At 41.1% G+C, this 22,606-nt stretch carries 20 protein-coding genes, 1 tRNA gene and 2 pseudogenes; 13 read left to right on the top strand and 10 right to left on the bottom strand.

The annotated features are described in order from the left end of the window. Positions 1–41: 41 nt before the first annotated feature. From HWQ42_RS15445 to HWQ42_RS15430, 4 genes and pseudogenes are all read left to right on the top strand, one after another. Positions 42–164 (top strand): annotated as a pseudogene (locus tag HWQ42_RS15445) (ferredoxin); the annotation flags it as partial. Positions 165–437: 273 nt separating this feature from the next. Beyond that, positions 438–833, top strand: coding sequence for a phage holin family protein (locus HWQ42_RS15440; protein ID WP_292813488.1), 396 nt, complete (start codon positions 438–440; stop codon positions 831–833). 129 nt (positions 834–962) lie between these two features. Further along, the gene (locus HWQ42_RS15435; protein ID WP_292813485.1) at positions 963–1,154 is read left to right on the top strand and encodes a YqaE/Pmp3 family membrane protein; all 192 of its coding nucleotides are present in this window, start codon (positions 963–965) and stop codon (positions 1,152–1,154) included. 217 nt (positions 1,155–1,371) lie between these two features. Then, positions 1,372–1,509 (top strand): annotated as a pseudogene (locus HWQ42_RS15430) (retroviral-like aspartic protease); the annotation flags it as partial. Between the two features lie 63 nt (positions 1,510–1,572). On the opposite strand, the gene HWQ42_RS15425 reads toward HWQ42_RS15430, so the two are convergent. After that, the gene (locus HWQ42_RS15425; protein ID WP_292730630.1) at positions 1,573–2,310 is read right to left on the bottom strand and encodes a Ycf66 family protein; all 738 of its coding nucleotides are present in this window, start codon (positions 2,308–2,310) and stop codon (positions 1,573–1,575) included. A 337-nt stretch (positions 2,311–2,647) separates the two neighbouring features. Between HWQ42_RS15425 and gndA the strand changes: the two genes are divergently transcribed. Continuing rightward, entirely contained in the window at positions 2,648–4,078 is a 1,431-nt protein-coding gene (gndA, locus tag HWQ42_RS15420; protein ID WP_292730632.1) for an NADP-dependent phosphogluconate dehydrogenase, read from the top strand. A gap of 160 nt (positions 4,079–4,238) precedes the next feature. Here the strand turns inward: gndA and HWQ42_RS15415 are convergent, their stop codons facing one another. Further along, entirely contained in the window at positions 4,239–5,378 is a 1,140-nt protein-coding gene (locus HWQ42_RS15415) for a serine/threonine-protein kinase (RefSeq protein WP_292813482.1), read from the bottom strand. Positions 5,379–5,616: 238 nt separating this feature from the next. After that, positions 5,617–6,708, bottom strand: a complete 1,092-nt coding sequence (gene cax / locus HWQ42_RS15410; RefSeq protein ID WP_292730638.1) for a calcium/proton exchanger — start codon at positions 6,706–6,708, stop codon at positions 5,617–5,619. Positions 6,709–7,238: 530 nt separating this feature from the next. On the opposite strand from cax, the gene HWQ42_RS15405 reads away from it, so the two are divergent. Continuing rightward, the gene (locus HWQ42_RS15405; protein WP_292813480.1) at positions 7,239–9,956 is read left to right on the top strand and encodes a DUF3536 domain-containing protein; all 2,718 of its coding nucleotides are present in this window, start codon (positions 7,239–7,241) and stop codon (positions 9,954–9,956) included. Positions 9,957–10,228: 272 nt separating this feature from the next. On the opposite strand, the gene HWQ42_RS15400 is transcribed toward HWQ42_RS15405, so the two are convergent. The 5 genes from HWQ42_RS15400 to HWQ42_RS15380 form a co-directional block, all read right to left on the bottom strand. After that, entirely contained in the window at positions 10,229–10,474 is a 246-nt protein-coding gene (locus tag HWQ42_RS15400) for a hypothetical protein (protein ID WP_292813477.1), read from the bottom strand. Positions 10,475–10,509: 35 nt separating this feature from the next. Then, the gene (locus tag HWQ42_RS15395) at positions 10,510–10,755 is read right to left on the bottom strand and encodes an HNH endonuclease (RefSeq protein WP_292710012.1); all 246 of its coding nucleotides are present in this window, start codon (positions 10,753–10,755) and stop codon (positions 10,510–10,512) included. Between the two features lie 7 nt (positions 10,756–10,762). Further along, positions 10,763–11,860, bottom strand: a complete 1,098-nt coding sequence (locus tag HWQ42_RS15390; RefSeq protein WP_292813474.1) for a Gfo/Idh/MocA family oxidoreductase — start codon at positions 11,858–11,860, stop codon at positions 10,763–10,765. 249 nt (positions 11,861–12,109) lie between these two features. Beyond that, positions 12,110–12,328 (bottom strand): hypothetical protein, encoded by a 219-nt coding sequence (locus HWQ42_RS15385; protein ID WP_292813471.1) that lies wholly within the window; start codon positions 12,326–12,328, stop codon positions 12,110–12,112. Between the two features lie 2 nt (positions 12,329–12,330). Beyond that, complete coding sequence (locus HWQ42_RS15380) at positions 12,331–12,675, bottom strand: hypothetical protein (protein WP_292813469.1); 345 nt, start codon at positions 12,673–12,675, stop codon at positions 12,331–12,333. Between the two features lie 265 nt (positions 12,676–12,940). On the opposite strand from HWQ42_RS15380, the gene HWQ42_RS15375 reads away from it, so the two are divergent. The 3 genes from HWQ42_RS15375 (at position 12,941) to HWQ42_RS15365 (ending at position 15,810) form a co-directional block, all read left to right on the top strand. Beyond that, a complete protein-coding gene (locus HWQ42_RS15375; RefSeq protein WP_292813467.1) occupies positions 12,941–13,225 on the top strand; it encodes a hypothetical protein in 285 nt (94 codons plus the stop codon). Between the two features lie 1,076 nt (positions 13,226–14,301). Then, positions 14,302–14,697 carry a hypothetical protein gene (locus HWQ42_RS15370; RefSeq protein WP_292813464.1) on the top strand — a complete coding sequence of 132 codons (396 nt, stop codon included), beginning with the start codon at positions 14,302–14,304 and terminating at the stop codon, positions 14,695–14,697. Positions 14,698–15,060: 363 nt separating this feature from the next. Further along, positions 15,061–15,810, top strand: coding sequence for a hypothetical protein (locus HWQ42_RS15365; RefSeq protein ID WP_292813462.1), 750 nt, complete (start codon positions 15,061–15,063; stop codon positions 15,808–15,810). Between the two features lie 488 nt (positions 15,811–16,298). Here the strand turns inward: HWQ42_RS15365 and HWQ42_RS15360 are convergent, their stop codons facing one another. Further along, on the bottom strand, positions 16,299–17,570 hold the full coding sequence (locus tag HWQ42_RS15360) for a ribulose bisphosphate carboxylase small subunit (protein ID WP_292730659.1): 1,272 nt from the start codon (positions 17,568–17,570) through the stop codon (positions 16,299–16,301). A 479-nt stretch (positions 17,571–18,049) separates the two neighbouring features. Continuing rightward, a complete protein-coding gene (locus HWQ42_RS15355; protein WP_292730661.1) occupies positions 18,050–18,304 on the bottom strand; it encodes a hypothetical protein in 255 nt (84 codons plus the stop codon). Between the two features lie 389 nt (positions 18,305–18,693). Between HWQ42_RS15355 and trmFO the strand changes: the two genes are divergently transcribed. The 4 genes from trmFO to HWQ42_RS15335 all read left to right on the top strand — a co-directional run bounded on the left by trmFO (position 18,694) and on the right by HWQ42_RS15335 (position 22,528). Continuing rightward, positions 18,694–20,010, top strand: coding sequence for an FADH(2)-oxidizing methylenetetrahydrofolate--tRNA-(uracil(54)-C(5))-methyltransferase TrmFO (gene trmFO / locus HWQ42_RS15350; protein ID WP_292813506.1), 1,317 nt, complete (start codon positions 18,694–18,696; stop codon positions 20,008–20,010). A gap of 297 nt (positions 20,011–20,307) precedes the next feature. Continuing rightward, entirely contained in the window at positions 20,308–21,504 is a 1,197-nt protein-coding gene (locus HWQ42_RS15345; RefSeq protein WP_292813459.1) for a murein hydrolase activator EnvC, read from the top strand. A 44-nt stretch (positions 21,505–21,548) separates the two neighbouring features. Continuing rightward, positions 21,549–21,621, top strand: a tRNA-Arg gene (locus HWQ42_RS15340). A 328-nt stretch (positions 21,622–21,949) separates the two neighbouring features. Next, positions 21,950–22,528, top strand: a complete 579-nt coding sequence (locus HWQ42_RS15335) for a Uma2 family endonuclease (RefSeq protein ID WP_292813457.1) — start codon at positions 21,950–21,952, stop codon at positions 22,526–22,528. The last annotated feature ends 78 nt before the right edge of the window (positions 22,529–22,606 follow it).

Below are 22,606 nucleotides of genomic sequence, written 5' to 3'. Positions count from 1 at the left end.
TAGTTCATCGTTTTCATCCCTACTTTTATCATAAGTGATTATCCGAACATGATATTACTTGTGTAACTTATCCTTTGTCTGATTGCACTTTAGAAACCCATCAAGAACAAGTCTTATATAAATCAGCCCTTTACTATAAGCCTGAGTCTGGAAAATCTGAGTGATTGCATACTAATCAGTTAAGAAAATTTCTGGGTTGGGTTAAAGGTAGTAAAACCCGACAAAATCTTGAAAATGTTGGGTTTCGTTCCTCAACCCAATCTACTCGGAGTGCTTTTTTAGGTAAAACCTACGCAGTATTGGAACCGCTATATTTTTCTCAATGATCGGCCTAACGATAGAACCAAATTCTATCTTGCAAGAGAGGTTAAAACCTAGCACATAGCTGAAGATGAGATAAGAAGTTACAAAAAATCTTTAGTGATTAGGTAAGAAAAATGTTAACACCATTATTAACCGCCCTAGCTACAGCTTTGAGCCTGTTGATTGTTGATTTAGTTGTTCCAGGCGTTAATATTGCTAACTTTCCCGCAGCTATGATTGCTGCTTTAGTAATTGGTCTAATTAACGGTTCAGTTAAACCAGTTTTGTCTGCTCTTTCTCTACCACTTAACTTTTTATCATTTGGAGCATTTTCGCTCGTCGTTAACGGTTTGTGTTTCTGGTTAGCAGCAGTCCTAGTTCCTGGGTTCGCAGTTCGCGGAATTATTGGTTTCCTTCTTGGGCCAGTGATTCTAACTTTTGCTAACACCTTCATTAACAACTACTTTGTTGAAAGAAACCTGTTAGCGAGCGGTGGCGAAAAAACCCAAGGTGAATTACCTTATAGATAAGTATTATAAGGAGTAGAAAGACCAATTTTATTATGTCTCTACTCCAAATAAATATCCGAAGGTGGATTTCCTAATTCGGTATTTTCAGCAGAATGTAATTAAAGAAAATCACAAAACTACGGCAAAATCATGAAATTAGTTCGTTTTATTCTAGGTTTGTTAGTGCCTCCTTTAGGCGTTTTCCTGACTGTTGGAGTTGGCCCGACTCTGTTTATTAACATCTTGCTTACAGTTCTAGGTTGGCTACCAGGTAGTATTCATGCAATTTGGGTTATTGCCAAGCATGATGAACAACTCAATAGAGAAGGAAATATTTACTAATACGCAAGATGAATTTTAGGGAATCTTAATTATGGTGCGTTACAGCTAAAGCCGTAACGTACCATTTTAGTTTCTACCAGAATTAAAAGTTATAAGACTTAACCCTCTAACCCCCTTCCCGAAGCAGGCCTGTTTCATTCCCTAAAAGGCTCTGATTTACAAGCGTTTCAAGCAAAAAACTCAGGTAACTAAAAAATATGATTGGGCAAGAAAATCGCCATTGCACTGAGTTTTTGCTTGGACAAGAGATAGAAACGCCCCATTGATTTTAAGACACATGAATTTCTTTTTAGCGTTTGATGTGTGCTTCTATCGTTCTGAATTAGCGTTTGAAATTAGCCCTAAAATAGCCTGATGGAAATAGTGAAACCCAACATTATATTAGGTTAACGTTGGGTTTCACAGCATTCAACCGCATTCAACCAGGTTGATTAGGCGGTATTTGCTCAGGTGGGGTTTCTGCTGGGGGAGCGAGTACCGCATCTGGAGCAATTTCTTCTATGGGAATCGGTTGCTTATCCTCAATTTCAAAATCTGGTTGCGCGGCTTCCACCAAGTCAGGAGATGGGGGATGTGGTGGAATCGCTTCTGGTACAATCTCAGTTTTTGCTTCGGTTTCGGTAGTAACTGTCTCCTTTGCTGGTGGTTCTGGTATGACAATAGTTTTGTCAATAATCTCAATAGCAGGTTTCTCTGACAGTACAGAAGTAATATCTTCAGGTTTGGGGGTTGTGGGTGTCTTTTTACTCACAGTCTGCTGCACCTTGTCTTTCGCGCCACTGAAGGTAGTACCAAGACCTTTTTGCAACTGGCCCAGCCGTTCCTGAAGGGACAACTTATTCACCTGTTCTTGAATGCCAGTTTTTACCGTCTCAGCACTGGGTACTTGGGTTTGTTGTGCCTGTGGGGTTAATTGCCGACGTAATGATAGAGTTTGCCAGCCAAACCAGACCAAAAGAGCCACACTAGCCACATGACCCAGCAACAAACCCCCAGTAATGCGTGGCGCAAACACCCATAAGACTAAAGCGTAGAATAATCCTACGCCACTCCAGATAAAGTCATTCTTGCGGTGGATTTCTGGGAAAAAGAAAGCTGCTATGTAAATGGCTAAACTACCAAGACCGACCACCAAAGCTAGGACAAATGCCAGCATTATTTGGTTACTCCTTTGACTAGAGATTGGGGACTGGGGATCGGGTACTGGGGATCGGGTACTGGGTATTAGGTATTAGGAAGAAAAACTAATTTAGTGAATTAAATTCCTTCCTAGTCCCCAGTCCCCAGTCCCCAGTCCCCAGTCCCTCAACTAACAATTTTGCAAATTTTGCCAGTCAATTGTTGATTTAGATACAATTTAAAATTAATTATCCATGTTAGTTGTGGATTTTTGTCGTTTATATCAAGTCTTAAGGTCTTCTTTAGGAGAGAAGGGAAAATATCGGACTACCCTTAAAGTAAAAGGATCTGCAAGAGTTAGCCAGAAATTTTTTATGACACTACAAAGCTTTGGTGTGATTGGATTAGCCGTTATGGGTGAGAACATCGCTCTCAACGTGGAGCGCAATGGCTTCCCAATTGCAGTTTACAACCGCTCCCGAGAAAAAACGGATGCGTTTATGGCGCAGCGCGCGCCAGGACGGAACGTCAAAGCCGCCTTTACTCTAGAAGAATTCGTTGCCTTATTGGAACGTCCCCGCAAAATTCTAGTAATGGTGCAAGCTGGTAAGCCAGTGGATGCGGTAATTGCTCAACTCAAACCCTTGTTAGAGGAAGGCGATATCATTATCGACGGTGGCAACTCTTGGTTTGAAGATACGGAACGACGCACTCAGGAATTAGAACCCGCTGGGCTTCGGTATCTTGGTATGGGTGTCAGTGGCGGTGAAGAAGGAGCGCTAAATGGGCCTTCACTGATGCCTGGAGGTACAACAAGCTCTTACGAGTTTCTATCACCAATTTTCAACAAAATTGCTGCCCAAGTCGATGATGGCCCTTGTGTAACCTACATTGGACCTGGTGGTTCTGGCCACTATGTCAAAATGGTACACAACGGTATTGAGTACGGCGATATGCAGCTAATTGCTGAAGCCTACGACTTGCTGAAAAATGTCGCTGGATTAGACCATAATCAGCTACATGAGGTGTTTGCTGAATGGAACACCACCGATGAACTCGATTCATTTTTGATTGAGATTACGAAGAATATCTTCCCATATCTTGACCCAGAAACAAATAAACCCCTGGTGGATTTGATTGTTGATGCAGCAGGTCAAAAGGGAACTGGACGCTGGACTGTGCAAACTGCATTGGAATTGGGAGTTGCTATTCCTACAATTACAGCAGCAGTTAATGCCCGGATTATATCTTCCATTAAAGAGGAGCGGGTTGCAGCATCTAAAGTCCTTACAGGCCCCAGTGGCAAGTATAACGGGCAAACCAAGGACTTTATCAACAAAGTCCGTGATGCTCTCTATTGTTCAAAAATCTGTTCTTATGCTCAAGGGATGGCATTGCTATCCACAGCTTCAAAAACATATAACTGGAATTTGGATCTGGGCGAAATGGCGCGGATTTGGAAAGGTGGTTGTATTATTCGCGCTCGCTTTTTGAATAAGATTAAGAAGGCTTTTAGCGAAAATCCAGCTTTGCCTAACTTGCTGTTAGCTCCCGAATTTAAGCAGACAATTCTCGACAGACAGACTGCTTGGCGGGAAGTGATTGCGACAGCCGCAACAGTAGGAATTCCAGTACCCGCATTTAGCGCATCCTTGGATTATTTTGACAGCTATCGCCGCGATCGCTTGCCTCAAAATCTAACTCAAGCACAACGCGACTACTTCGGCGCACATACCTACCTGCGTCTTGATAAGCCCGGAAGTTTCCACACTGAATGGGTTCCTATTGCTGAAGCTAAGAAGTAAATTTTCACACATCTACACTAGGTTATTGTGAAAAGTTAAAAAGTTTCAGAATACAGCTTTAGAAGTGGCTCTGAGTTTCAGAGCCACTTTTTTTAAACGTAGATATAAAGCGACAAACCGCAGAGGTGCAGAGAAGGCAGTTTTCTATTTTTTATTGATTTTAAGGATTATTATTACCAAGATATTTGGCTTTTAATTCTTCTAATTCTTCATCTATTTTACTTTTACTAGAAGGCTGAGGTGTTGGGTTTGGTGGTTGTATTTTATTTGGTTGAGGTTTGCTGTTACCCATAAATTGGGTTTTCATTTCTTCTAGTTCCCGCTCCAGTTGACTAGGAGATTTCGATACAAAATTGGGTGGAGAATTTGGTGGTGATTGAGGGATAGGCTTTGGTGCTATTGCTGGTTTTGCTGCTGCTAGCGAGAATTTATTTAAGTCGTTGAGAACTTCATCTACTGTTTGATAACGTCGAATCGGGATACTTTCTAGCATCTTGTTGAGAATGCGACTCAACCCATTACTGACGGGAGTTTGCAAGTATTGCTGCCATACCCAAGTATCATTGTTGATATCATAAGAATCGAAAGGCGATCGCACTGTTAATAAATTAATACAAGTCGCACCCAAACTGTAAATATCACTGGCGAAAATAGCCCTACCTCTCATTTGTTCAGGGGCAACATATTCTGGACTACCAATACTAGTACCAGTTTTATTTAAGGCAGCGCCAGTGGTAGATTTAGCCGCCCCAAAATCTACTAAAACTAGTTTGCGATCGCTCTCGCGTAAAATAATATTTTCTGGCTTAATATCGCGGTGAATTACTTGTCTAGCATGACAAAATTGCAATACTGGTAATAAATCATTTAATAATTGCCAGATTTCTATTTCACTAAAAGCGCCTCTATGTGCTAATTCCTGGGCTAAGTTTTGCCCGTCGATAAATTCTTGTACAAGATACTGCCGAGCTTCTTGGGTAAAATATGCCAGTAGTTCGGGAATTTGGGGATGTTTACCCAATTCATCTAACTGCACCGCTTCTTGATTAAATAACTCTACAGCTTTGGCAAGAGTGTTAGTGCCTTGAGATTGAGGATAAAATTGCTTAATTACGCAGCGTGGTTTTGAGGGTTTATCCTCATCCACAGCTAAGAAAGTTTTGCCAAAACCACCTTGTCCGATTGGTTTGATAGCACGATAACGTTCTTTGAGGAGTAATTTTGCACCGCAAGTCACGCAAAAATTGACGTGATTGGGATTTTCCGGTTTGGGACAATGGGGATTAAGGCAGTAGCTCATACAGGCGATCGCTCTTATATCTCTTTATTTTACTGGCGTTAAGGGTGGGGACTTCCGCGAATCCATTAAACTGCGATGTCTACGCCAGGCTACGCCTACGCACTACTAACTCACTAGTACAGCACGGCGGAAATCAAGCTGCCATTTTAAACAAGCAAAAGCCTTGATATACAAAACTTTTGACTTTTAACTTTTGACTTTTGACTTCCCCAAAGGGGCTGACTTCCGCCTTGCGGTACTACCCCATACCTTCCATAACTGGATGGAAGTAGAAGGCGAATCCCAATACTGTATAAGCAGCTAATAACAAAGTACCTTCCAGCCAATTGGATTTACCATCAGAACTAATACTGTTGGCAATTAACACTGACACAACCACAGCAACTAATTCAAAGGGTTTGAAATCCAAATCCATTGGTTTACCCAATATCCGCCCTGCTATCACCAACACAGGTGCAACAAATAGGGCAATCTGCATACTCGATCCCACAGCTACCGAAAGGGAAAGATCCATCTTATCTTTCATCGCCACGGTGACTGCTGTGGCGTGTTCAGCCGCGTTACCGACGATAGGAACCAAAATTACCCCTGTAAACAGCGCCGTTAAACCTAGTTGAGATGTGGCCACTTCCAGAGAATCTACTAGCATTTCTGACTCAAGTGCCACTAGCAAGGTACATACTAGCAAGACACCAACCCACAACATCATATTTGGTTTCGCGTGAGGGGTTTCCTCTTCTTCTGTCTCCGCTACACCCACATCATATAGATAGGAGTGGGTTTTCATCGAAAATAGCAGCGTTAGGGCATAAACCAGGATTAACACTACAGCAACAGCAATAGAAAGATTTTGCACTGTTTCTTCGTTAATTCCTTGAGAGGTATAATTCATCGCCGTTGGCATCAAAATGGCAATCACTGCCAAATTCATCGAAGCAGCATTCACCCGCGCCACAATTGGCTGAAATGTCTGTTCTTTGTAGCGCAGTCCTCCCAAAAGCATGGAAAAACCCATCACCAGTAGTAAGTTGCTAATAATCGATCCCGTGATACTAGCTTTGACTACATCTATTAACCCAGCGTTTAGCGCTACTAGGGCGATGATTAGTTCTGTAGCATTACCAAAGGTGGCGTTTAACAAGCCCCCCAGTGATGGCCCGACTACGACAGCAATTTCTTCTGTGGCTGTACCCATCCAAGCTGCTAAGGGCAAAATTGCTAATCCAGCTGTAATGAAAACTATCAATTCTCCCCATTCCAGAAAGTGAGCTGCTACAGAAACCGGGATAAACAGTAGTAAAGCGAAAAGAATAATGTTTTTGGTTGACATTTGTTGTCTTAAGTTGAGGGTATCATTCACAGCGAGCAATCCTAAGTTTCAAATTTGGAGTGTTGAATTAACAATCACTTTCACTCAGCACTCCGATATGGTACTCTCAACCGCCTGTAGAACAATTCAGAGATTGTACTGTTTTCCGTTCACTGCTGCCGATGTTGTGTAAAGCAAAATTGCGATATGATCAGTTCTTGTAATCTTTTGTTGCAAAAGTATGAATTTTAGCCAAAATATTACATCAAAAATGGGGTTTAATTATTAAAAGACAATTAAAATTTTGATTGACGCTAAAGAAGAGAAAACCCCTAACTGAGGCTTTGTTCAATGGCTAATTACTTTAAGCCTTCAGGGAAAGGGCTGTGCGATAACGCAGATTTCCCACTACAATAAAACAGCTTTGTCAAAATTTAGTTGGATCTCATAGTTGTTGTTTATACCGGATTTTGTGTTCAAACTATTGTAGTAAGGTTTACGCACAATCTTTTCGGTGCAACTGCAAGTTTTTTGTTTTGGATTAAATATACATGACTTCTGCTGCTGAAATGCCAGCTAGCTCTGGCTCAACGTTAACATTACATTCAGATCCCAATAACACCAAAGAAACCGATCCCCTGGGAAAGGCTAATGGTGTTTATGTGACGGTGCATGGTCATTTTTACCAGCCACCAAGGGAAAACCCTTATCTGGACGCAATTGAACGCCAACCGAGCGCTGCACCTTTCCATGATTGGAATGAGCGGATTCATTGGGAATGCTATCGTCCAAACGCCTTTGCCAGAGTCTTAAATGACCAAGGTGAAGTGGTGGGGATCGTCAACAATTATGAGTATTTCAGTTTTAATATCGGGCCGACGCTGATGTCGTGGCTAGAACGCTACGATGTGGAAGTTTATCAGCGAATTTTAGAGGCGGATGCTAAGAGTAGCCAACGCTTGCATGGTCACGGTAATGCGATCGCGCAAGTATACAATCACATCATTATGCCTCTGGCGAATGAGCGCGACAAATATACCCAAATTCGCTGGGGTAAAGAAGACTTCCGCTCTCGCTTTGGGCGCGATCCCGAAGGGATGTGGTTAGCGGAAACTGCTGTAGACTATGCAACCCTAGAAGCTCTTGTTGCTGAGGGTATTCGCTTCATTGTCCTTGCACCATCTCAAGCCCTGCGTTGCCGTCCCCTCCCCACTCCAGATCATCCCCATTCTGAATGGATTGAAGTCGGCGGTAGTCAGATTGATTCTACCCGTCCCTATCGTTGTTATTTGAAGCCCACACTCGACACTTCATCTTCACCTCTGAGTGCGATTGCCACTAGCCCTAACGATAGTAGTAGAGAAGAATTACCCTACATTGATATCTTCTTCTACGATGGCCCGATATCGCGGGATATGGGTTTTAGTGATGTGGTTTATAACTCCAGTCACTTTGCTGGACGTATAGGTTCGGCAGTGCGTGGGGATCATCGTCCAGCACAGCTGATTTCGGTGGCGACAGATGGGGAAACCTTCGGACATCACAAGAAGGGAACAGAGAAAACTTTAGCTTATGCCTTTACTAAAGAGTTTCCTCAACAAGGTTGGACGGTAACGAACTTTGCCCATTACCTGAGCTTAAATTCTCCCAGTTGGGAAGTGGAATTGAAGTCAGTCACAGCCTGGAGTTGCGCCCACGGTGTTGGCAGATGGGAAGATGACTGTGGTTGTGGTGGTGAAGGTGGTGTTTGGCATCAGAAATGGCGTCGCCCCCTACGGGATGCCCTCAATTGGCTGCGGGATCAACTAACTGAGGTTTATGAGGAACATGGTAGGCAGTTATTTCGCGATCCTTGGCTAGCGCGAGATGAATATATCCAAGTAATGCGCGATCGCTCTGCTACCAATGTCAACCGTTTTCTCGCCCGTCATCAAACCCACAAACTAACCGCAGCCGAACAAGTAGACGCTTTGCGCCTGTTAGAAATGCAGCGTCACGCTTTGTTGATGTTCACTAGTTGCGGTTGGTTTTTTGAAGAAATTTCCCGTCCAGAGGGGACGCAAATTCTGCGCTACGCTGCCCGTGCTTTGGAATTGGCCGGGGATGTGGCTGGTGTGCAGTTGGAAAAAGGCTTCGTCAAGCGTCTTGGTTTAGCCCCCAGTAATGTGGATCAGTTCAAACACGGTGCAGAAATTTATCGACAACTCGTGTTAACTGCCCAGCTTGGCTTTAAGCAAGTAGCAGCCCATTACGCCATTACTTCCCTATTTAGCAATCAGAAACCAGCAGAGGCACACAATTCCCTACCCAGAAAAGATGCTGCTGACAAACAGTCTCAGCGTTACCATAAGCGGGTTTACTGCTACGCAGCCAATGAGTTAGATTACCAAATGCAACGGATGGGATCGCTAACTCTGGCTGTGGGAAATTTAAAGCTGGTATCAGAGATTACTTGGGAAAGTGAGCATTTGGTCTTTGCAGTTCTGCATTTGGGAGGCTGGGATTTCCACTGTGGCATTCAACAATTTACTGGGAGACGTAACTACAGCCAATTAAAAGAAAAGCTTTTTGGGGCACTAAAACAAGCTAGTGCGGCTCATACTATCTTGGCGATGACACAGCTATTTGGCGAAGAAGCTTTCAGCTTGCAAAATCTATTTGCTGAAGAACGCCACCGGATTATGCGGCTGCTTAGTGAGGAAACACTGACACGCTTAGGACAGTTGTATACCCAAGCGTACCGTGATAATTATGGGGTGCTGATGGCGTTTCATCGAGATGAAATCGCAGTACCGCAAGAATTGCAGGTGGCAGCAGATATTGCTTTGGGGCATCGCTGTTTGATGACATTGCGATCGCTTGAGCAAGATATTGCCGATCCCCAAAAGAGTTGGAATCACATCTTAGAATTGGAGGCGATCGCAACTGAAGCAAAACATCTGCGTTGTCGGCTGAATATTCCTGACGGTAAGCAGATGTTAGAACAGTTAATTGCGCGATCGCTCTGGCAATTGTTGCACGATGCCAATGGTAGTTTTAATGCAGATATCCAACTATTGGAGCGATTGATTGATGTCGGGGATCAACTAAATATTGATATTTCCCTACAGCGATCGCAAGAATTATATTTTAGTTGTCTGCACAGTCAGATAGCGCCAGTGTGTATTACTAGCGTTGGCAATGAAGGAGATAATCAGTGTCTTCAGTTGCTCAAGTTGGGCAAAAAATTAGCCGTTGATGTCAGTTCTATCTCAAATCAGTTGGGATAGATTTAGGAACTCACAGCGCAACATTAGTATCAACTTAAGTCAAAACCTTGTTCCCAGCTAAATACCGGGAACGAGGTCAATTTTTGGATAAAAACTTCACATAAAGAAAAGGGGATAATTACCCCCTTTCTTTTTGGCAGTGAATTTCAAGGAAAGTGTTGTACACAACGATTCATCTCAAATCCAGGTAATGCACCCTGTTTTACTACTGTTAGCGCCGCGGGGCGTAGCCCATTCTGACTTCTGAATTTTGAATTATGCTGTAATTTTCTTTACTTCACGTGAGAGCGATCGCAATGGTAGGGATAAAGCCACTCACACCTAAAGAGTCCAAATGTATGTTTCTCAAAAAAGGTTCCTGCATGGCGGCTACGTGATATATTGATCCCAGCTTTAGTTTTAACCTCATATAGCCAGGGAAAGGCTATTACTAAAACAGTCATGAACGTGAAGAGGTAAAGAATTGTAGTTTTAATATTGGGGAATTTTCGGGAATTGCTATTGTGATTTTGAGGCATAGAAATTAGAAACGAATAGCCCACATGATTGTAGCCTAAAGCTGAAAATATCGCCGGAAACGGGGGTCAATATTATCTGTTTTTTGTTGATTGCAGGTAAGACAGAGAGTTTGGAGATTACTGATATCATTTTGACCACCACGGGCAAGGGGAATGATATGGTCAATGCTGAGGTGAGTTTCTGTAGTAGTTTTACCGCAGCTTTGGCATTGATATTTGTCACGTTCAAAAACATATTTCTTGACTTCCGGGGGGATACGAATACGGGGAGTTTTGCTCATTTTCTCTCTAGTTGCTAAGAAATTCTTCCAAACTGGGTACGTCTAACCAACTTGCTTTTGTATGAGATTCATGAGATAAATCCATCAACAACTGAGAATAAATTCCTTCGCGTAGTGATGGGGTAATTTCCTGATTGCGTTCAATTCCCTGTACCCATTGGTCTACTACGCGGATAAATGCCGAAATGCGGCCATCAGCATAATTTTTGGGAAAAATTAACCGATTCGGTATTTCTATTTCTGTTAGAGGTTTACCTGGCTGGGAACCCCAAACACGAAAGCCGTGTATATAATCTTTTTGATTTTCACTGCCCACAATTAATGTACCGCGATCGCCATATACTTCTACCCAATGGGTTCTTGCTGCATGAACAACCGCACTGATAGAAAGTTGGCAAGGTGTACCATTCGCTAATTCCAAGGTTAATATACAGTTATCATCTGTATTCACTGCCTTAGATTCTCCACTAATCGGGTCAACTCGTGTAGGAATAGCAGTACTCAAATAGGCGTTTAATCTACGCACTGGCCCAAATAACCAGTGAATATAATCGAAGGCGTGAGAACCCAAAGATCCCAATGCACCGCCTCCTTTATCTTTATCAGAATACCAATTCCAAGGACGTGAGGTATCAGCACGAGAAGAACCTAACCAATCAATTTTAATTAGGCGTAACTCACCTACATAGTTTTCTGACAATAATTTTGCAAACAACTGCCATGCTGGTACAAAGCGAAATTCAAAATCTACAGTCGCAATGACGCTTTTTGCTTTAGCTAACTGATAAAGTTCTTTCGCCTCAACTGCATTTAAAGTTGTCGGCTTTTCTAGTAATAAATGTTTGCCAGCTTGTAATACGGTTTTTGCCATTTCATAGTGCAAAAAGGGCGGTGTAGAGATGCTGACTGCTTGCACTTCTGGTAAGGCCACAATATCTGTAAGTGAGTCGCAAGCGTGGCGGATATTATGGGATTTTGCTATGGCTTTGGCTTTATTGATATCTCGGTGATAAACAGCAACTACCTCAGTGCGAGGATGTGCTTGGAATCCAGGGATGTGGACTTTTTGACCAAATCCAGTGCCTGCGATCGCAATTCCAATCATATCATTTTTGCTCCCATTAATTACTTAGTTAAACCCTAATAATTCCACCTCAAAAAAGCATGGCTTTTTATGTGCAAGTGGATTTACCAGATAATTCTCTATTGTAATCATCTTAAGACTTACGCAAACAATAGCGGAAAAGAATGATTTTATGGTAAGAGCAATTTTGGTAAATTTGGAAAAAAAAATCTCAATGACATCGATAACGGAAATCCGATGTTTGAGAGCATAATTTTTTAGTTGTATGATTTATTCTTCTAATACTTTTTGATCTAATTCAAATTTATTTGCTTGGGCTAATCCGTTAGATACTTCTTCGATTACTAGCTGAATGTCAGCCAAAACTAGATTATTACTTGTCGAGTAATATCTTGATTTGACCAATCTTTTTAATTCCGGTGAATCTTGTACAGAGTCCAGAATATTAGAAACACCGTTCAAAAATGTCACAAGTTCTGAAATATTCATAATCAACCACTCTCCAGTAGTGTATATTTATGATTCAAAATCTCAGTTACTCGCAAAGGCAAATAATGTAACTTTAGATATTGAATTTCTTCTAAATATTTGATATTAGACTCCAAAATTTGTTTACCGTTCAAAGGGTCGTCATCCGATACATAAGCTTTCAAGGCAGGAATATAGTCAGTACCTAATGTTAAATAACGAACAATAGTTATTGCTGGTATCTTTAATTTCCCAGCAACAATCGTTCGGGTATATTCAAGCTCATCAAGTGAATCGTTAGCGGTCGTGCCTTGGTCAGTAGCTAATATTGTCTCTATTAGTAGTAAGTCAAACTGTGGACAAGACAAGGAACGGACAAGAAACCGACAGTCTTAGACATGTATAAGACGTGTCTAAGTAGCTACAAGAAAAGTTACTATCCTCTGTCTAATCTTGTAGCGTATACCTGTCTGGTCAGATGTTCTATATTTGTCCACCTCTTTAATATACCAATGTTATATAGGTTTAACATTGGTATATCAAAAAGTTAGTATACGTAATTTATATCACCAGTATCAAACAAGCATACCAGTATCAAACAAGTGTAATATAGAAAAAATAAAAAAGTAAAAAATGGCTAAATTAAATGTCGGATCAATAAATTTATCAGATTTTGATAAAGATTGGTTTTTGGTAGCCTCAAAGCTAATGGAGCGATCTGTAAGGGCTAATTTAGCCTCAATAACTTCATTCTACATAAGAAGAAATATCGGAGCGTTTAAAGAGCTACTAGCCTACAAAGCTAAAAAACACGGAATTTCAGAAGATGAATGCTTTGAAATACTACTCAATAACGGTGAATTCCCTCTCCCAATTACTGGCTTTTTAGAAGCACCTCCAGAAATAAATGAAGAGTAAGTGGGGATAAATATGGGGATGATTGGGGACAACTCACACTAATTGGGGATGTTTTGGAGGGGAAGTATTTATACTTAGCTAAGAGTTACCCAACTGGCACACTAAGATCGCCCTATGATAGTACTAAATATTACTTTGTCTTCGTTCTGAAAGCTTTGTATTGGGAATATAAATGGCATGAGTGAAGCAGTAAGTAGTCAGACAGAATTAATTACACAATGTCATTGCGAATGGAGCGTACTCCTACGGGGAAGCAAGCTACGCGGTAGCGTCTCCAAGAGTTGCAAAATAAAGCAATCGCAATGACTGTAAATATTTTTGTCTGACCACTTATTGAAATATTTATGAGAAAATAAGTATCTTATAAATATCTGGCTGTATTAAATAAAACTTATCCACGGTAATGAGATTTACTATACTTAATTACTGCCAATACTTGCTAAGTAGCCAAATCAATATTTGATTTACGAAAAAATTCAGTACAACTCAAAGAGGCTTCTTGACTGTCGCTTATTGCCTATAGCCTCTTGCTCTTGCCTCCTACGGATTGCTATATTTCCCAGACTATGACTTTTCCTGGCAGTATCAACAAAATAACTGCCTTTGTCTCCTCCTGCTGTTTCATACCCCACTCCTCACTCCCGTTCGACTACGCTCACGGCAAGCCTACTCCACATTCTCCATCTAATTCGTGGTTTAAACACCTGAAAACTGCTGTAACATTGCAAGATTACTCATCAACATTGTAATCTTCCTCATCAACATTGTAATATTCTTCATCAAGATTGCAATGTTCTTCATAAACATTGAAATGTTTCTCATCAACATTGTAATCTTCCTCATCAACATTGCAATGTTTCTCATCAAGATTGTAATGTTCCTCATCAACATTGCAATGTTTCTCATCAAGATTAAAGCAATTGCAAAGAAAAATAGGTAAAAACTGAAAACCAGGAAAAATTACTCAGATTGGTTGAGATTTTTTTAACAAATATAATTATCACTAATTTTACTGAACCAAAAAACAGCTTTAGTAAGGCAAAGTAGCTTTATAAACCTCACTAAGGAATATATTGATGTCTCGTAAAAAACGTACATCCCGTGTTCTCGAAAAAGCTGAGTTGAGATCCGCTGGACTCAAAGCAATTGATTCAAATATGAGTTTTGGTGATAATTGCGATTTGCAAAATTTAAGTCAAGCAATTGAGCAGCTAAGAACTATGCTTGATGCTTATAACACTGCTTTAACTGTAATTGATTCTTCTAAAACTAAAATTGATGCAATGGAAAAGGCCCTAAGTAATCTTACAGACAAGATGGTGAGAGGGGTTGCTTTTAAATATGGCAAAGATAGCAGCGAATATGAAATGGCAGGTGGGATTCGCGATAGTGAACGGGTTCGCAAAAGCAGATTGAGCCGCCTGAAAGCTGCTGCTGGAGAAGCATCAGTTGAAAATCCTAAAACTACCTAACACAGCCCGGATAAAAGCATAAGACAGAGAGCAATAAATCTTCTTGCAAGGGCTGTAGGGAACGAACACAGGCGACTTTACTGATTAAAATTATTTTCTAAAATACTGCAATTGTTTATGACATATCATAACCTATTGCATTTTTTTATATTTACTAATGCTCTCTGATAAACAACAATTATATACAGCTATTATCATGCATCATCATGCATATTAGATCGGGGATTTTGTAGCTCTGCTTAACTTTTTGGAGCGCTGAGAGTCTTGCTATATAGTATTTTCAAGCTTTTTGCTTGTATAAATACTGATTAGAGTTTATAGTGATACGGTGTTTTCCGTTCCTTGTCTCGGCAGATTCATAACATGATTTATTCTGGCAAATTACACAAGTATTTTGCGGGCATTTCTTTGTCTGTAATTTTAGTAAGTGACTTAGTTCTCACACAAAAAACTGCTCCAGTTTTAGCCGAAACCATAAATACATCGATCGGCGATTCTGTGACATTCAGTTGCAATGATAGTGAAGCGACAATCGCAGCTAAAAATGGCCCCAAAGTAGTTAATGGAACAGCAAGAATTTACATTGGTTATCAGCAACTCTCAAATAACAAAAACCCTGTAACTATCCGCTTTAATAATGGCATAAAAGCATGGTGTCGTAATGATTACGAGACAACAAATGACGATGGTACAGGTTACGGATTGTATTGGAATGGAAGTGATGTTTTATATGGCATTTACTCTTCCACAGGCAGTCAGACAGGTAATGATTTTCGCCGTTTTGCTAGTGGTAGATGGTTGCCTAGCTATGGCAATGGAGGCGGGCCAAAAGCCGCAGTTATAGCCCGGATTAATCCAGATAATGGCCAGGTTGATTATGCGACATTTTTCTCTTCTAAAAAGTCAGATAATGGACAAACTAACTCTTTACTTGTCAATTATCTATCATGGAATGGTACAAATTTGACTGTGAAAGCAACGTCATGGTGGACTCCCCGTAACACCTATACAAATTCCATGTATTGCTCTGGTTCATCACCTTATCAATATACAGCTGCATTTACAGGCGATTTAAGAACGATGACCTCAGCTTCAGCCAGTACTTGTAGGTAAAAGGGAAAAATTCAGCTATCAAATTGAGGAAACATATTGTTTCCTGTTGTTTAAGAATTGACAAAAAATCTGGCGAATCTAATTCGTAGCCTTAGAACCCCGACTTTTCTAAGAAGTTGGGGTTTTTGTTGTTCACAAATAATTTAGGATTGACTTTGTAGAGACGGCGATTCATCGCGTCTCTTGCCTTAACCGAACAGCATTGGCATTGCTATAGCTAAAACACCATCTCTTTAGCAGCTAATACCAATTTAATTAATGATTGCAACAACATATCCTTGGGTAAAGACGCGATGAATCGCGTCTCTACAAATGGTCTATTTGTTGCATTCTTTTTTCAAATTGGTATAATTAGCCAGAAATGATATGAGCTAATAGAAAATAAAGCTTTTTAAACCCGCGTGGGCGGGTTTAGTCTGTTTAGATGCAGTTTCTAAGCGTCGATTTAACTTCCGATTTTTAACTCCCGGATTCTGCTGCATCTGCCCCTAATTGTTTCCATTTGGACGCTGAATAATTGTCTCCACCACCCGCCGCTTGGCTTGAGGATCGATACCTACTAAGCGCACATATTCACCGCTATATTCTGACAAAGTTGCCTCTAAATTTGAGATGGCATCAGACTCGGCATCAATGTGGCTATGAACACAACTTTGCCAAGAACCTGTGCGAAAACGGCGCTCATCTACGTGTTCAATACTAATTTTGTAACCTTGAGACAATAATTGCCGAATCTGTTCTTGTGTCTCTAAAGTTAAATGGGCACTTGATGCTTGCTGTTTCTGGAATTGATTAGTTTTTACTTCTTTGGTTGCGCCATTTGATGGCTGACTAATTGGTGTTACAACAGCAGGTGGTGTGGATTGAGAATTTCTACCTCGATTTAGTCGATTGTAATCATCAACCAAATGGGAACTTTCCACCCGTTTTTGTTCGCCAACCAGGAAGTTACCAGACTCGATTAAGTGAGACAGTCTGAAATCTGGTTTTTTAAATTCTGGTGGCCCTTGAGTGCTGTTAACCACATTCAAGGATATCTGCTCAAAACCTACTTTATGGATGTAGTTGCGGATTTGTTCGTCATAAATACGCGATCGCAAAGCGCTAAAAAAGTCGATAGACTGATTGACAAAAGTATCAACTAGCTGTTCAACTTCTTTCTGTGACAATCCATCTGGTTCAAAAATCCCCTTAACAATTCCTACCTTGTCATCTCTATCTGGTTCCCAGTAGAATTTCTCCATCCGCCCATCCCGAATTAACGGTGCATAAAGGGTGGAAAAATCATTACCTGTGACAATAATCGGTACACGATGTAAAGGTGTGGAATCATAGCTTCCCGGTAACTGCACATCTGTGGGATTATCAGCAATATTCATTAGTGTGGCATTCACTAACTGCGTGTTTACAGTATATTGAGTGCCTTCATCAAAGCGTCCAGCACCAGCATCTAAATCGTTAATCATTAGTACACACATTTTGCCGCGTACTTTGATCAGTTCTGCTGTTTCCCGATAGCGCAACCGAATCAACCGCGCTGGATCTCCCGCATCTGGACTTTCTAATTCGCCGCCAGATACGTGAGTTACTTCGATACCCATTTTCTCGAAGACTAATTGACATTGAAATGTTTTACCTTCTCCTTTGCGTCCATGAATACCCAGTATCACGGGAACTCGCACGCCAGGAAGCTTCAGGAAATTTTTGGTAATGTGGACAGCAAGTTTGTCCAAAAAGCGGGGAGCGATGTAGTAACCCATGAGTTTATGTGATGAAAAATTAACACTTCTAAGATTAATGTTAAGTTTTTTTTGGGGATAGCGATCGCTTTTCTTTCAGACAAGCTTGTGCTTGTTAATTTATTGGGTTGATTAAACATCTTGCAAAAGTAACTTTTGTAAGATGTTGGGGAAAGGTTAAAGGTAAAGGGTAAGGGAAAATTCCATACCTTTACCCCTTCCCCTTATCCCCAGAGGGGACCCCACCTTCCCTTTTTCCCCACAATGTTAAGAAGTCTATTATCTGTTGCCAAAGTTGAACACGCTCCCAAGCATGGACTCGTGAAAACTGCTGTTATTTAGTAGTGCCAAAGATTTCATTACAATATCAAATGACTTTGATGAGCCATTTGTATAATTCCAGGATTACTTAGATTAGCCTATTTTTGAGAATAGAGCGTGTTTGAAAACACGTCCTAGTATTGCATATTGCTATAGTTAATGGAAATCGTTTGTATCTACTACGTCTCATTAACCGCAATTCCTTTGAAAGCAGACACCGCCTCTTCTGTTAATGTATATGGGTTATTAGGATCTTCAGAAGATGGAATACCGTAATTTACAAGAGCAGAATTAATCTTACTGTTTAATACTGAATCAGGAGGCGTTTCACCACCGTATACACTTTTTAATTCCTCATCATCTGTTACTTCCTCAATAAACATAACTGGAGCTAGATTTAAAACGACCTTATTTTTGATTTTGTTTTTAGTCATAAATCACGTCCGAATTACGCATTGTTAACTAATTATTGAATGCATACTGAATGTATCATCTGGAAAAAGGAAAAATCAAGGGTTTATACAAAACATCCTACTTTTTTGATTCATGCAATTAGGTAAGGGCTGAGGACGCGATACCTACGGTAAGCTACGCTAACGCACTTCCTGACAGTGTACCAGTTGGAAAATGTTCAGCCCAGTGCTGACGATGGCTTTTCATGTGACAGCAAAATCGATTGTAAAAAATCTTGAGAGTGCAGTCTCAACGTTACAATCGACCCAATACTTTATTTGCACTTGTTGTGGTTTAACATGGCTTTTGATTTAATTTTACTTTTGTAATGCTGATGGATACTTATAATATGGAAATTAAAAATTTAACTATGGAAACACAACCGATACAAGTAATTGGAGGTGGACTAGCTGGGACAGAAGCAGCTTGGCAAATAGCGCAAGCTGGAGTGCCACTAATTCTGCATGAAATGCGTCCAAAGCGATTTAGTCCGGCTCATCATACAGAACATTTAGCAGAATTAGTGTGTAGTAATTCCTTTGGGGCAATGGCAAGCGATCGCGCGGCGGGATTATTGCACGAAGAGTTACGCCAACTCGGTTCGATTGTCATCTCAAAAGCTGATGAACACGCCGTTCCGGCTGGTGGGGCGCTAGCTGTAGACAGGGGACAATTTGGCCAAGATTTAACTGAAACTTTAGCGAGTCATCCTTTAGTTGAGTTTCGGCGGGGTGAAGTGTCTGCGATTCCTGAAGGGATTGTGGTTTTAGCAACGGGGCCTTTAACTAGTCCCGATCTAGCAGAAGATTTGCAACGCTTTACGGGGATGGAATACCTCAGCTTTTTTGATGCAGCTAGTCCGATTATCGTGGGAGAATCGATTAATCGTGACATTGCTTTTATGGCATCACGTTATGACAAAGGTGAAGCCGCTTATCTCAACTGCCCAATGAATAAAGAGCAGTACTTGCACTTTCGAGAAGAACTCTGTAAAGCTGAACAAACAGAACTCAAGGGTTTTGAACGGGAAACGGCGAAATTTTTTGAAGCTTGCTTACCCATAGAAGAACTAGCACAGCGCGGGGAAGATACCATGCGCTACGGTCCCCTAAAGCCAGTGGGATTGTCAGATACTCGTACAGGGGAACGTCCTTATGCTGTGGTGCAGTTACGACAAGAAGACAAAGCTGGTCAGCTGTGGAACATGGTAGGATTTCAAACTAATCTGCGTTGGGGTGAGCAAAAGCGAATCTTTCAGTTAATTCCAAGTTTGGAAAAAGCAGAGTTTGTCAGGCTGGGAGTAATGCACCGCAACACTTTTATTAATGCTCCTCAGTTAATGCATCCTACCTTGCAATTTAAAGAGCGTCCGACATTATTAGCCGCTGGACAATTGATTGGTACTGAAGGTTATACTGCGGCGGCTGCTGGTGGTTGCTTGGCGGGAATTAATGCCGCACGGTTAGCCTTAGGTAAAGAAGCTTTGGTTTTACCACCAACAACAATGATGGGTGCGTTATTAGAATTTATTAGTTCCGCATCGCCGAAGCATTTCCAACCAATGCCGCCGAACTTTGGGATTTTTCCCGATTTAGGAATGAAAATCAAAAGTAAACCAGAGCGTTATGGACGTTATCGCGATCGCTCTTTAGCTGATTTGGCAAACTGGAAAGCTAATCGTAATTAATGGGCATTGGGCATTGGGCATTGGGCATGGGGCATGGGGCATTGGTCATTGGGCATGGGGCATTGGTCATTGGTCATTGGTCATTGTTATTAATTCTTCTCCCTCATCTCCCTCATCTTCCTCTGCCTCCCCTGCTCCCCTGCTCCCCTGCTCACATACCTGCTCAAAGCTGACATAGCTGGAATCCTTGTGTTACAACTTGGCATACCAATTTAATAATGTGTTGGCGTGGGTGAATTAGATTTTGGGAATAATCCTCATAGTGTTTGAAAGTATCGTATTGATTAGGTTCGCACTATGAGAGGGCGATTTCTAGAAAAAAAGCAGATTTATTGCTGTTTATCTATTGCATTTTGCTGTATTTTGTGGATTTGTTTGGCATTAATTCCAGCCCACGCAACGTCTACAGGGTCTATTGATACTCTGCGACAACAGCAGCAACAAATGAACCAGCAGCGTCAGGGTGTAGTTGGAGAGCGCGATCGCTTAACTAATCTTCAACAAGAGGCGCAAAAACACCTCACTGGTTTAAAGCAAAATCTGCAAACTACAGATAGCTATCTTCAAGAGAGTGAATCACGATTACAACTCGCTACCCAACGCCTCCAGCAGTTAGAAACTGATTTAGATGTGGCAGAACGTTCATATCAGGAGCGGCAAATTGCAACAGTAGCACGATTGCGTTATCTTCAGCGATCGCCTGCTTTTGTTGGATGGGCAGTTTTACTTGAAAGTGAAAATATCAGCGATTTTTTCAGCCGTCGTCATCAGTTGAAGTTAGTGTTTCAGGCAGACCAGAAAATTTTGCTAAAGCTCAACACCCAAGCAAACTCAATCGATAAACAAAAAACGGAAGTAGAACAGCAAAAAAATGAAATTGGCTTAATTCGTGAGCAACTATTAGCACAAAAAGCCGATTATCAAACCCAGGCGCAATCACAATCAGAATTGATTCAACGCCTGAATAGCGATCGCCTCGCCTTGGAAGCCGCGCAAAATCAGCTAGAAAGAGAATCCAAAAATCTGGAAGTCTTGATTCAACAAAAGGTAGCAGAAGCTGAAGAGGCGCAAGGAAAAACCAACAGCCGGAAAAATATCATTATTCGCGGAACTGGTGTAATGGCATATCCTAGCGATGCTTCTACTAGCAGTCCCTTCGGCTGGCGGGTACACCCTATTCTTGGCTATCGTCGCTTTCATGCCGGGTTAGATTTTGCCGCTAGCTATGGCAGTAAAATTCGGGCAGCCGATTCGGGAAGAGTAATTTTTGCTGGGTGGTATGGTGGCTATGGTAGAGCGGTAATTATCGATCACGGTAATGGCATAACTACACTCTATGGGCATACCAGCGAGTTATATGTTTCTGAGGGACAAGCAGTTGAACGCGGACAAGCGATCGCTGCTGTTGGTTCTACAGGTTTCTCAACTGGCCCTCATCTTCACTTTGAAGTCCGTCGGAATGGTACACCTGTAGACCCAGCTAATTATCTTTAAAGCTGCGAATTTTATCACAGACGTGCTATAATATGGAAGATTAAGGGCGCGTAGCTCAGTGGATAGAGCAACAGATTCCGGTTCTGTGGGTCGGGGGTTCAAATCCCTCCGCGCTCGTTAGCTATTACAAGACAAACGAAAAAATCGAGAGGTCATTTTCTCTCATGGGATAAACCTAATTTACCCTATGAGAAAGAATGGCAACGGATAGTCTGGAATACAAAAATTAGTCTACGTATGTGGTGATTGATATAACACTATACTAGAGATTTTGTTTTCTCATTCAGTCTCTCACCTTTATTACCTACCCCAAAATTGTTTTAAAAAATCAAACAATGGGGCATTTGTTGGAGGGGATTCCTAAAGTAGAGGTAGAGGCTAAATCTTCCCTATTAGCAGCAGATGGGTTTGATGCAACTAGGATTTTTGTGGAGCGCAATTAATTATGACTGCTTTAACCTTACAATTACCTTCTAATCTGCAATTTACTGATGAGGAATTTGCACAGATTGTCGCTGTGAATAAAGAATTACGACTAGAGTTAACTGCTGAAGGGGAATTAATTATCATGTCACCTACTGGGGGAGAAACAGGAAACCGTAATTTTGAACTGTATCTTGATTTAGGAGTTTGGAACAGACAGAATAAACTCGGAAAAGCTTTTGATTCTTCTACTGGGTTTAAATTACTAAATGGGGCAACTCGTTCACCTGATGCTTCTTGGATAAGAATAGAAAGATGGGATGCTCTTACCCCAGAACAAAGAAAGAAATTTCTCCCTTTGTGTCCTGATTTTGCAGTGGAATTAGTTTCTGAAACTGATGATGTGGAAGATACTAAAGCCAAAATGGAGGAATACTTAGCAAATGGTTTACAACTGGGTTGGTTAATTAATCCTAAAGATAAACACGTAATAATTTATCGCCCAAATCTTGCACCGGAAGTTTTACAATTTCCCACAAGTTTATCGGGTGAAGATGTTCTCCCTGGTTTTGTTTTAAATTTGCAGCAGATTTTTGTATAGATGACTGATTATCTTAATTTTATTTCTACAATCACTGAACGTTTTTAAATTCGCTTAAACCATCCACACTCTCTTTAA

This window comes from Nostoc sp. JL23, from assembly GCF_017115065.1.
Lineage (GTDB): Bacteria > Cyanobacteriota > Cyanobacteriia > Cyanobacteriales > Nostocaceae > Nostoc > Nostoc punctiforme_A.
Note: the sequence above shows the minus strand (reverse complement) of the source record. Positions and strands in the feature narration are given on the sequence as shown.